The 13123-nt window shown below is 29.8% G+C and carries 6 protein-coding genes; 3 read left to right on the top strand and 3 right to left on the bottom strand.

The genetic code is table 11. From position 1 onward, the window contains the following. Nucleotides 1–19 precede the first annotated feature (19 nt). The 3 genes from PG913_RS02145 to PG913_RS02155 all read right to left on the bottom strand — a co-directional run bounded on the left by PG913_RS02145 (nucleotide 20) and on the right by PG913_RS02155 (nucleotide 4726). On the bottom strand, nucleotides 20–1564 hold the full coding sequence (locus PG913_RS02145) for a RagB/SusD family nutrient uptake outer membrane protein (protein WP_271231422.1): 1545 nt from the start codon (nucleotides 1562–1564) through the stop codon (nucleotides 20–22). A gap of 11 nt (nucleotides 1565–1575) precedes the next feature. Further along, nucleotides 1576–2166, bottom strand: coding sequence for a hypothetical protein (locus PG913_RS12840; RefSeq protein WP_333780777.1), 591 nt, complete (start codon nucleotides 2164–2166; stop codon nucleotides 1576–1578). 664 nt (nucleotides 2167–2830) lie between these two features. Further along, complete coding sequence (locus PG913_RS02155) at nucleotides 2831–4726, bottom strand: SusC/RagA family TonB-linked outer membrane protein (RefSeq protein WP_271231423.1); 1896 nt, start codon at nucleotides 4724–4726, stop codon at nucleotides 2831–2833. Between the two features lie 268 nt (nucleotides 4727–4994). On the opposite strand from PG913_RS02155, the gene PG913_RS02160 reads away from it, so the two are divergent. Genes PG913_RS02160 through PG913_RS02170 form a run of 3 tightly spaced genes read left to right on the top strand, consistent with a single transcriptional unit; the run spans nucleotide 4995 to nucleotide 13123 of the window. Then, nucleotides 4995–6986, top strand: a complete 1992-nt coding sequence (locus tag PG913_RS02160) for an MGH1-like glycoside hydrolase domain-containing protein (RefSeq protein ID WP_271231424.1) — start codon at nucleotides 4995–4997, stop codon at nucleotides 6984–6986. Continuing rightward, on the top strand, nucleotides 6987–10019 hold the full coding sequence (locus tag PG913_RS02165; protein ID WP_271231425.1) for an aminotransferase class III-fold pyridoxal phosphate-dependent enzyme: 3033 nt from the start codon (nucleotides 6987–6989) through the stop codon (nucleotides 10017–10019). It abuts the gene before it with no gap. Continuing rightward, nucleotides 10016–13123: a glycoside hydrolase family 2 TIM barrel-domain containing protein gene (locus tag PG913_RS02170; protein ID WP_271231426.1), complete on the top strand. Its 3108-nt coding sequence runs from the start codon at nucleotides 10016–10018 to the stop codon at nucleotides 13121–13123. The genes PG913_RS02165 and PG913_RS02170 overlap by 4 nt, the downstream gene beginning before the upstream one ends.

The following is a 13123-nucleotide window of genomic DNA, read 5'->3' on the forward strand; positions in this document are numbered from 1 at the left end:
ACACTATAACAATATAAATTTAATTTACTTCTGAATTAGTTTGAATTTCTGTTAAAGGTACTGGTAAATAAGAATGTTGTGAAGCATTAAAACCTGTTCTTCCTGCATCTTGCATTGCTTTATCTAACATTCCCCATCTTCTTAAATCAAAGAAACGTACAGATTCTAATGTTAACTCCATAGTTCTTTCATGGATAATCTGTGTTTTTACAGCATCTTTAGATGTTATTGTTATTGCAGGCATATTTCCATGTATAGCTCTTACCTTGTTTATATGAGTTATTGCTTCAGTTGTAGCTCCAGTTTCATTTAAAGCTTCAGCATACATTAATAATACATCAGCATAACGCATTAATACTACATTTAAACCTATATAAGAATTATCATAGACATAATTTGGTAACCATTTTCTAAAATAAGCATGATTTTCATAAGTATCATTATACTGCCAATCCATTAATTGATCCCAAGTATATCCTTGCATTTCATTGGTGTTTGTATCATTAAAGAAAGGATCTCTAAAATATACTGAACCATATAACCTACTATCATAACGTCCTGTTGTAGCAATCATTCCTTCTGCTTTCATTTCAGTAACAATAGCAGGGCTTGCTTCAATACCTCCCCAGCCACCTAAAGACCAATCACCTACAAAAGCATGTAATCTTGTAGCATTCCAAGAATTGTCATCACCACTTTTAAATTGTAATTCAAAAATAGATTCTTGATTATTTTCATTTTCACCATTAAACAAGCTTAAAAAGTTTGGCTCTAAATTATATGAACCAGCATTTCCATTAACAATTTTTTTGAATGCAGCTGCTGCATTTTCATAATCACTAGCATCTGAAGATGTTGCGTCACCAGCTTTATACATGTAGGCTTTTCCTAAATAAGCTAAAGCAGCTCCTTTAGTAGCTCTTCCTGCTTGTGTATCTCCAACAAGACTTAGCATTGCTTCAGCATCTTGAAAATCTTTAATAACAACTCCCCAAGCTTCTTTCCTTGTTGCTAATGCTTTATTTAATGTTTCCGTATTAATCATTTCTGTTCTTAATACTATTTTTTCAAATAATGTTAATAATTTAAAATGATAATACCCTCTTAAAAAAGTTGCTTCACCAATAATTTGTTTTTTTTCTTTTACTGAAATTTGTTCAGCAGTCATTTCATTAACTTTTGTAATTACTTGATTAGAAAAGTTTAAACCTTTATAATTAGTTTTCCAAAGTACATTTAAAAATGTATGTCCGTTGGTATAATTAAAATTAAAAATAGATAACCAATGTCCGTAATTAATAGCATCTGGACCTGGTAAAGCATAATCTGACCTAAAATACTCTACAACAGGTCTTCCTTCTTGCCATCCATCCCAAAAGTTACTTCTAGCTTCTAGTTCTGAGTAAGCAGCAGTTAATCCTGATTGTGCATCTTCTGCATTTCTCCAAAATGAATCTGAAGTTAATTGATCTGGTGATACTTGCTGAATAAAAGCATCATCATCACAGGCTATTATTGTAACTGTAAAAACAGTAGCTATAATTATTTTATATATGTTTTTCATTGTTTAATTTTTTAAAATTTAAATTGGACACCTAAAATAAATGATTTATACTTTGGATATAAAGACCTATCAATACCTTTAGATAAAGTAGATCCTCCTACTTCAGGATCTAAACCACTATAATCTGTAATTGTAAATAAATTTTGCCCTGTAACATATAATCTTAACTTATCAATTTGTAAGTTATTTAATACTTTTTTAGGTAAGCTATATCCTAATTGAATTGTTTTAACTCTTAAATATGCACCATTTTCAAGAAAACGTGTTGATGCTCTATTGTTTTGATTAGGGTCTCCTAAAACAGCTCTAGGAACTGAAGTATTTGTATTTGTAGGTGTCCAAGAATTTAAAGCTTCTGTTTCAAAGTTTCTTCCTGCATCTAAACCTAGAGATTCAAAACGGTTTCCATTGTATATTTTATTTCCACCAACTCCTTGAAAGAAAATATTAAAATCAATTCCTTTATAATCGGCAGATAAATTTAAACTATATTCAAACTTAGGAATTGCTGTACCTTTATATACTTCATCCTTACTATCAATAATACCATCATTATTCTGGTCAATAAAACGAATATCTCCTGGTTTAGCAAATTTTTGCATAGCATTATCTGCTCCATGAAGAGCAATACTATTTGCGTTATGCTTATCAATTTCTGCTTGATTTTGAAAAATACCATCAGCTACAGGTAAAAAGTAAGCTCCAGGTTCATAACCTATTTTAGTTTGGTTTACAAAATGTTCAGATCCGAATTTTAATCCATCACCATATAATACTTGACTAGTACTACTTAATTTAGTTACTTCACTATTAATTGTTGTTAAAGTAGCAAAAGCGGCATAACCAACTTCATTTTTTTTATTTGTATAACCTAATTCAAATTCAAGACCTTTGTTTACAAATTCTCCAACATTTATAATAGTAGTATTTATTCCTCCTGATTCAGACGGAATAGATGGAATTAATAAATCACTTGTAGTAGAGTTATAATAATTTACTGATCCTTTAAGAGCATGGTTTAACGTGGTGAAATCTAATCCAAAATTTGCTGAAGTATTAGTTTCCCATTGTAAATTATCATTTTGTAATTCTCTTGCAATACTTCCTTGGTAAGATGTTTGTGGATTACCAAAAACATATCCTCCATTATTTTGACTTTTTCCTTGCTCGATTTTAGCTACATAATCATAATAACTTAAAGCGTTATCATTACCTGCTTGTCCCCAACTAAAACGTAATTTTAAGAAATCAAATAAGTTTTGATTTTTAAATGAAATTTTCTTCAGTAATTTTCCAACCTAATGCTACAGAAGGGAAGGTTCCATATTTATTGTTTTTTCCAAACTTAGAACTTCCATCTCTACGAATACTTGCTTGAAATAAATATTTGTCATCGAATGAATAATTTACTCTACCAAATTGAGAAACCAAACTATATTCATAATTTGTTCCAGTTGCAGAACGTGTACCATCTCTAAAAGCATTTAAAGTATTAAAACTAGGGTCTAAAATAATCGCTGGTATTTTATCATCTAAGTCTCCGTTATTATTCAAGTCTTTAGGTGAATATTTCCATCCTTCTGCTTGTGCATAGGTTTCTTTTAATGGCTCTGAAATTCTTTGATAACCTGCTAAGAAATTGAAATTACTTTTACCAAATTCTAAACTGTAATTTAAGGTGTATTCTTGGTTTATTCTTCTAAATTCATTGTTGTACTCTGAAATAAAAGCAAATTCATTTTCTGGATTTGATGGTACAGCTCTTACTTGAAAAGCTTGATGAAAATCATAGGTATAGTTTGTTAAATTTGATACAGAGTAATTTACTTTAGCTGTTAAGTTGTCTAAAAGATCATAACTTACGTTTACACTTCCTAAAAAGTATTTTAATTTCGTATAATCATTCTTAAAATGATCTTCTCCTACAGGATTTTTATGGTCAGGTAAGCTACCGTCTCTATAACCAAATCCTGACTCTTTTGTTTCATCAAAAACAGGAATTAAAGGAGATATTTGAAAAGTTTCTCTTAAAGAAAATTTTTGTTGTTCTCTATAAGTTTCACTATAATTTAAACTAGTATTTACCTTAAATCTATCTTTTGTAAATCCGATGTTAGCATAAACACCTTTTTTAGTGAATATTGATCCAATTAACATTCCTGTTTCATCAGCATAACTAGCACCAGCACTATAATTAAAATTATCTGAAGCACCACTCATTCTTACATTTAATAAGCTTAATTCACCATTTCTATGTGTTTCATCTAACCAATCAGTATTTGCTGTTATTGGGGCTGTTACGTATGAAGGTAAACTTTTTCCTGCATTTTCATACATTTGTTTATGTACACTTACATATCCGTTAGCGTCTAATAGTTTTAACTTTTTTCTTGCAGTATTAATACTAAGAGATGTTTCAATTTCTATTTTAGATTTTCCTTTTTTTCCTTTTTTTGTCGTAATTAGAACAACACCATTGGCTGCTTTTGTTCCATAAATTGCTCCAGACGCAGCATCTTTTAAAATTTCCATAGAAGCAATATTTGTTGCATCAATAAAATAAGGATCTGCCTGTACACCATCAATAATATATAAAGGTTGGTTCTGACCAAAAGTACCAATACCTCTAATTGAGATATCTGCTCCTGAACCAGGGCTACCTGATGATGAAGTTACTGTAACTCCTGATACACGTCCTTGTAGTGCGTCAATAGGGTTTGTTGTAACTACACGTGTTAATTCTTCTGCCTTAACTTGTCCTACAGCTCCTGTTACATCGCTTTTCTTTTGAGTACCGTAACCAACTACAACAACTTCATCAAGAGTTGCTGCATCTTCAAGTAATGTAATATCAATTGTTTTTTTATTTTCAACAATTATTTCTTTAGTTATGAATCCTAAGTAGTTGAAAATTAAAGTATTTTTAGGTTCTGCCTTTATGGTATAATTACCTTCAAAGTCAGTTTCAACACCTATACTTGTCCCTTTAATAATAATAGAAGCGCCAGGTAAGGAAAGTCCATGTTTATCAATTACTTTACCACTGATACTATTTTTTTGAGCGATTACTTTAGAAGTCGAAGCTATAAAAAAACAAATAAGTAAGGTTAAAAATGAAAAATTGATCGTTTTACCATTTTTGAGATTTTCTTTTTGATTCATACGTAATTGGTTTATTAATTATGATTTAAGTTCTAATAAATTAAGATACTTATAAAACAGTAGTATAAAATATTTTGACAAACTCTAAAAGCCAAATGTACAGGGAATTAAAAATTAAACACAACTAGTACCTACTAGTTTGTGATTTTTAGATGTTTAGTTTATTTTTGTAAGATTAGTTTTACTAGCTTTAAGCAAGGTGTAAATAGATTCTAAAATCTGTAGAAAAATCATAATTTTTTACATAAAAAAAAACTTCAATTAAGATATGATTAAACAAACAGAACTGCTATTAGTAAGCTTATTAATTGTTTTGATAAGTTGTAAAGATAAAGTCGAAAGTAAAAAAGAGAAGGTGAAAACAATGGTACATACTAATGTGCTCAATTATGTTTTTACACCCAAACATAAATTTGATAAAAAAGGTTTAATGTTTTCTGATCAAGGGGCTTGGTTTGCATACAGTTTCCCGGATTCTATAAATACTACAGGTTTTTCAGGTCCTTTTTTAATGACTCAACAAAATGGTATTTGGAGTAGTTCATCACTTACTAACTTGGTATTGAAAAATACAAAATGGACGTCAATTGATACAAAAAGTTATAGCAGTCATTTAGAACAGGTTTTTTTATCAGAAAAATTAGAGTTAAAACAACAATTATTTTTTTTATCAGGACATACAGCTATTATTAAATCAATATTAAAAAATAAAAGTAATTCACCACAAGCTATTAATTATAGTTTTAAAAATGAACAGTTATTAGCTGACGGATTAAAATTATCAGTAAAAGAAAATAATTTAACAATTAAATCAGCTTTAACAGATGCTGTTGGTCATGTTATTTTTCCTGAAGATGTACTTTTAACAGCATCAACAGATAGTACTTATATTTCAAATGAAATACAAATGGTATTAAAGCCAAATGAAACTAAAGAATTTACAATTTCTCAAAGTTTTATTTTTAAAGAATATTCATGGTTAGAAGAGCAACAAAAAATTACTACTTCAAGTTTTGATGCTATTTTAAAAGATAGAAAATCAGATAAAAACACAGAATTACAATCATTAATAGAAAATAGAAAAATTCAATTTAATGATGATAAATACGCTGAGGTATTAGCAAAAACACAATTAACATTACAAAATAATTGGAGAATTGCAGCTGGAGAATTAAAAGATGAAGGTTTATTTCCTAGTTATCATTATAAATGGTTTCATGGTTTTTGGTCTTGGGATTCTTGGAAACACGCAGTAGGATTATCTTATTATAATACTGATTTGGCTAAAAAACAAATGAGAGTTATGTTTAACTTTCAAAATGAAGATGGTTTTATTGTAGATTGTGTTTATAGAGATACTTTAATTGAAAAACATAATTATCGAGATACAAAACCACCACTTTCTGCATGGGCAATTGCTAAAATTTATAAAAAAGATAAAGACCTTTCTTTTGTAAAAGAGTTTTATCCGAAGTTAAAAAAATATCATCAATGGTGGTATAATAAACGTGATCATGATAAAGATGGTTTGTGTGAATATGGTTCTACAGATGGAAGTGTAATAGCTGCAAAGTGGGAGAGTGGAATGGATAACGCTATTCGTTTTGACAATTCTAAAATTTTAAAAAATAGTGAAGGAGCTTATTCAATAGACCAAGAATCGGTAGATTTAAATGCCTATTTATATGCTGAAAAATTATTTTTATCAGAATTAGCTACTATTTTAGGGTATAAAACTGATGCAGATAGCTTTAAGAAAGAAGCTGAAAAGTTAAAATTGATAATTCAAACACAATTTTATGACCCTATTGATGGATGGTTTTATGACACTACTTTAGATGGTAAAACATTTATCAAAGGAGAAGGAAGTGAAGGGTGGACAGCGCTTTGGGCAAATGCAGCAACACAAGAACAAGCAGAAGCTGTTAAAAATAAAATGATGGATCCTAAGAAGTTTTTTACAAAGGTTCCTTTTCAAACCATGAGTGCCGACCACGAAAAATTTAATCCTTTAAAAGGATATTGGCGTGGTCCTAATTGGTTAGATCAAGCTTATTTTGGTGTGAAAAGTTTGCGTAATTATGGTTTTGATAAAGAAGCTGATAAGGCAACTATTCAAATTTTGAAAGGTGCCGAAGGTGTTCTTGGAAAAGGAAAATCAATTAGAGAAAATTACCATCCTTTAACAGGAAAAGGATTAAGTGCTGAAAATTTTAGCTGGAGTGCTGCACATATAATTATGTTATTACAAAAAGATTAAATGGACTATAATCAAATAAAAATATCGATTCAACAAGCGGAAGAAATTCTTTCGAAAACCTATAATATTAAAGGTGTTGCATCTGAGTTACCGGGAGAATTAGATTTTAACTTTAGAATTAAAGTGCCAAATTCTGAAGGCTATATCTTAAAAATTTCTCGTCCTAATGAGGATGAGAATTATTTAGACTTTCAACAAAAATTATTACAATATGTTGCTAATAATGAAAAAAATATTATAGCGCCTAAAGTAATTGAAGATGTTGATGGTGTTGTAATATCTACTATAATTGATGCGTTTGGAAATGCTCGTAAAGTACGTTTATTAACGTGGATTTCTGGTAGAGTTTGGTCATCTGTAAACCCGCAATTAGATAGTTTACGTTTTAGTTTAGGTGAACAATGCGGATTGTTAACTAAAGCCTTACGTGGTTTTAATCATCCAGAGGCAAATAGAGAATTTGTATGGGATGTAGCACAATCACTTTGGACTTTAAAACATATTGATTTATTTGAAAATCAAGAAAAAGAAATTATAACTTATTATCAAAAACAATTTGAAAATAATAAAACAAGTTATGATTCTTTAAGAAAATCGGTAGTTCATAATGATGCCAATGATAACAATGTTATTGTGTCAAAAGAATTGGTAAATCCAACGGTAAAAGCTGCGATAGATTACGGGGATGCGATTTATACACAAATAATTAATGATGTAGCTATTGCTTGTGCATATGCTGTTATGAATCATAACGATCCGTTAGATGCGGCGTTAAGTTTTGTAAAAGGATATCATCAAAACTTCCCTTTAGAAGAAAAAGAGCTTTCACATTTATACAATGCAATTGCAATGCGATTGGTGATTTCTGTTACAAAATCGGCAATTAATAAAATAGAAGAACCAAATAATAAATATTTACTGATAAGCGAAAAACCAGCTTGGGAAGTACTTAAAAAATGGCGTGAAATTGATCCTGATTTTGCGGAATATAATTTTAGAGTTGCTTGTGGTTTTTCAGCACATCCGAATGAAAAAAAGTTTGAAAACTGGAGTGTAAATAATAATTTTCAATTAGAAGATATATTTCCAACAGTTCAAAAGAAAGCGATTTTTCCTATTGATTTAAGTGTTTCTAGTAAATGGATTGGTCATGAAAAAGAGTTTAATGATGTAGATTTTTTTCAATTCAAAATTAATCAATTACAGAAAGAAAATCCTACAGAAATTATAGCTGGTGGTTATTTAGAGCCAAGAGCTTTTTATAAATCAACTTCTTACGAAAAGGTAGGGAATAACGGAAAAGAAAGCAGAACTATTCATTTAGGAACTGATTTTTGGTTACCAAAATATACGCCTGTTCACGCTATTTTAGATGGAGAAGTTGTTATTTCTTCGGATAATCAAGGCGATAAAAATTACGGCGGATTATTGGTTTTAAAACATCAAGTTGAAGATTTTGAGTTTTATACTTTATACGGTCATAATTCGATAGAAAGTATAAAAAATCATAAAATAGGGGATACTATTTTAAAAGGCGATAAAATTGCTGAACTTGGAGATATTTCTGAAAATGGAAATTGGGTTCCTCATTTACATTTTCAAGTATTATTATCTTTATTTGATTTTACAACAGATTATCCAGGTGTTGCATATATAAATCAAATTGATGTTTGGAAAAGTATTTGTCCTAATCCAAATTTATTATTTAAGTCTGAAGAATTAGCAAATAAAAATTCGATTTCAAATAATGATTTAATTAAGTATCGAAAACAACATTTAGGTAAAAGTTTAAGTCTGCAATACAAAACGCCTATAAAAATGGTTCGTGGAGCAGGGCAGTATTTAATGGACCAATTTGGAAATAAATATTTAGATACTGTAAATAATGTTGCACATGTAGGACATGAAAATTATAATGTTGTAAAAGCAGGACAGCAACAAATGAGTTTAATTAATACAAACTCACGCTATTTACACGAAAATATCAATGCTTTAGCTAAAGAATTAATTGAAACTTTACCACCTGAATTAAATGTATTACATTTTGTGAATTCAGGAAGTGAGGCAAATGAGTTAGCTATTAGAATGACAAAAGCTGTTACAGGCGAAAGAGATATTATTGCTAGTGAAATAGGGTATCATGGAAATGCGAATATGTGTATTGATATTTCATCTTATAAATTTGATGGAAATGGTGGAAGTGGTGCGCCAGAACACACTCAAATATTTCCTTTAGTAGATACTTTTAGAGGTAAATACAGAGGTGAAAATACGGCTGATAAATATGCAGATGAAGTTCAAAAATGTATTGATACCATTCAAGAAAAAGGACGAAATGTAGGTGCTTTTATTATAGAACCAATTATTAGTTGTGGTGGTCAGGTAGAATTACCAACAGGTTTTTTATCTAAAGCATATCAAAAAATCAGAAAAGTTGGCGGAATTTGTATTTCTGATGAAGTGCAAACAGGTTGCGGACGAATGGGGAAAACTTTTTGGGGTTTTCAATTACGTGATGTTGTTCCTGATATTGTAACTATTGGGAAACCTTTAGGAAACGGACATCCTATTGCAGCTGTTGCTTGTACTCAAGAAGTTGCCGATGCCTTTGCAAATGGTATGGAGTATTTTAATACTTTTGGAGGGAATCCTGTTTCGTGTGCTATTGCAACTGAAGTAATTCGAACTGTAAAAAGAGATAAATTACAAGAAAATGCACTTGAAGTAGGTAATTATTTAAAATCAGCATTAAAAGAGCTTTCTAAGGAATTTCCAATTATTGGCGATGTAAGAGGGCAAGGACTTTTCTTAGGAATTGAATTTGTAGATTCAGCCTTGAATCCGTTAGCTGCTCAAGCAGATTATTTAGCGGCACGAATGAAAGACCATGGAATTTTAATGAGTACCGATGGAGCAGATCATAATGTGTTAAAAATTAAACCACCGATTGTTTTTACAAAAGAAAATGCTGAAGAAGTAATTTTCTATATCAAAAAAATAATAACGGAAGATTTTATGAAAGTTAGTTTATGAGAAAAATAATACAAAGTATCGTTCTTTTATTGATTGTTAGTTGTAATAAAACTCCTTTAAAAGAAGTAGATGTTCAACAAAATCATTACAATCACAAAATTTTTGAAGAAAATAAATTAGCACCTAGAGCTTCTTTTTTTACTTTTGAAAATTCAGAAATTTCTGATAAAGAAAATTCAAATCGCTTTTTAAATTTAAATGGCGAATGGAAATTTAATTGGGTTAAAGATCCTAAAAAACGTCCGACAACATTTCAAAATGTTGCTTATAATGATACAGATTGGAAAACAATTACTGTTCCTGCTAATTGGGAAACGGAAGGTTACGGACATCCTATTTATTTAGATGAACGCTATCCTTTTACTACAAAATGGCCAGATGCTCCTACGGATTACAACCCTGTTGGAACGTATCGTAAAGAAATAAATTTAACCAAAGAATATTTATCAGAAAATATTATTCTTCATTTTGCAGGTGCTAAATCGGCAATGTATGTATATATCAATGGAAAATATGTAGGATATTCTCAAGGAAGTAAAACACCTGCCGAATTTGATATAACACCATATTTATCCGAAGGAAAAAATGTAATTGCTTTACAGATGTTCCGTTGGTCTGATGCTAGTTATTTAGAAAGTCAGGATATGTTGCGTATGAGTGGAATAGAACGTGATGTGTATTTATATTCACGTTCAAAAGTTTTTATTTCTGATTATCATGCTAAAACTACTTTAGATGACTCTTATCAAAATGGAATTTTTAAAGGTACTTTTTCTGTAACAAACTCTACTGATAAAGAAGTTACTAAAAAGGTTACTATTTCTTTATCCGAAGAATTTAAAACAGTTAAAAAAATAACTATTCCTGCTAAGTCAACAGCCGATTTTATTGTGAATGAAGTGGTTGAAAATGTAAAATCTTGGTCAGCTGAAATTCCAAATTTATATGCTTTAAATATTTCTTTGGATGCGAATCAATTTATTAAGAAATCAATAGGTTTTAAACGTGTTGAAATAAAAGAATCGCAAGTGTTAATTAACGGTAAACCGATTTATATTAGGGGTGTTAATAGACATGAAACAGATGCATATACAGGACATGTAGTTTCTAGAGAATCAATGGAAAAAGATATTCAATTGATGAAACAAAATAACATTAATGCGGTGCGTTCTTCTCATTATCCGAACGACCCATATTGGCTAGATTTATGTGATAAATATGGATTGTATGTTGTCGATGAAGCAAATATTGAAAGTCATCCATTGGCAATAGATAAAAAAACTCAAATTGGAAACGAAATGAGTTGGTTGCCTGCTCACGTGATGCGTACAAAACGTATGTATTATAGAGATAGAAATCATGTTGCTATTTATTCTTGGTCTTTAGGAAATGAAGCAGGAGAGGGCGATGTTTTTAAAACCACATATAAATGGTTAAAAACACAGGATGATAATAGAATTGTTCAATATGAACCAGCTCAAAAAGAAGATTATACTGATTTGTATTGTCCAATGTATCCGAAGCCTGAGTATTTAATAAAGCATGGTGAATCAAATTCTGATAAGCCTTCTATTATGATTGAATATGCACATGCAATGGGTAATTCGGTAGGTAATTTACAGGATTATTGGAATATTATAGAAAAATATGACAACCTACAAGGTGGTTTTATTTGGGATTGGGTAGATCAAAGTTTAGAATATAAAGATGAAAATGGAAAACCATATTTAGCGTACGGACACGATTTTCATCCAGATTTACCAACCGATGGGAACTTTTTAAATAATGGATTGGTAGACCCTTACAGAAACCCGAATCCTCATTTATCAGAAGTAAAAAAAGTATATCAACCTGTAAAATTTAGTTTGGTAAATAATAGTACTATTGAAGTTACTAATAAAAACTTTTTTAGAGATTTTTCAGATAAAACTTTTAAATGGAAGTTATTAAAAGATGGTAAAGCTATTGATAGTTTAACGAATATTCATTTAGACATTAAAGCGCAAGAAAGCTTAAATTGGAATCTTAAAAAGAATTTAAGTTCTTTTAATGATGTATCAGAATATATTCTTGAAGTAAGTTTAGTACAAGATAATGCCACAAAAATGATTTCTAAAGGATATGAAATAGGATGGAATCAGTTTATTTTACAAAAAGGAAGTACTACAAAAACATCAAAAGTTAAGGTTTTAAATGAAAAATTAACGATTAAAGAAGATACTATTTATAGTTTTAATAATAGTTATACTTCTTTTAAAATCGATAAAAACACAGGTGAAATAATTTCATGGTCATCAAATGATAAAGAAGTAACTAATACACCTATTAAATTAAATTTTTGGAGACCACCTACAGATAATGATTTAGGAAATGGAATGAATAAATGGGCTAAAATTTGGCAAGATGCAACTTATAATTACACAGCAATTTTAAGCGAAAAACCAAAAGAAGTTTCAAACGGAATAAGCTATAAAGTGAATTATAAATTACCAAATAATGAAGCTACTGTTGTTGTAAAATATACGTTGTCTTTTAATGGTAATTTAAAATTAGATTATTCGTTTACACCTAATAAATCTGAACTTCCTAATATTCCTCGTTTAGGAATGTATTTAAGTATCAATAATGATTTTAAAGAAGTTTCTTGGTATGGTAAAGGACCAGGTGAAAATTATTGGGATCGAAAATTAGGTCAGAAAACAGGGGTTTATTCTGATGAAATTATAAGTCAATTTCATAGATATCCTCGTCCTCAAGAAACAGGAAACAAAACAGAAGTTCGTTGGATGGAAGTTTCATCAACAGGACTTAATTTAAAAGTTGTAGGAGAGCAGTTATTAAATGCTAGTGTGTGGCCATTTAATATGAAAGAACTAGATTTTATTGCTAGTGACGCAGGACAATCAGCTTCAGGATTGGTACCAGTGACTAAAAAACATGGTGCGGATATTAAAATTGGAAATACTGTTCAATGGAATATTGATTTACAACAAATGGGAGTAGGAGGAGATACTTCGTGGGGTAGGTTAGTTCATAAAGAATATACAATTCCTGCAAACAAAAAATATAACTACTCATTTACTATTGAGCCAACAAAAAATTAA

The sequence above is a fragment of the Tenacibaculum pacificus genome (assembly GCF_027941775.1).
Classification (GTDB): domain Bacteria; phylum Bacteroidota; class Bacteroidia; order Flavobacteriales; family Flavobacteriaceae; genus Polaribacter; species Polaribacter pacificus_A.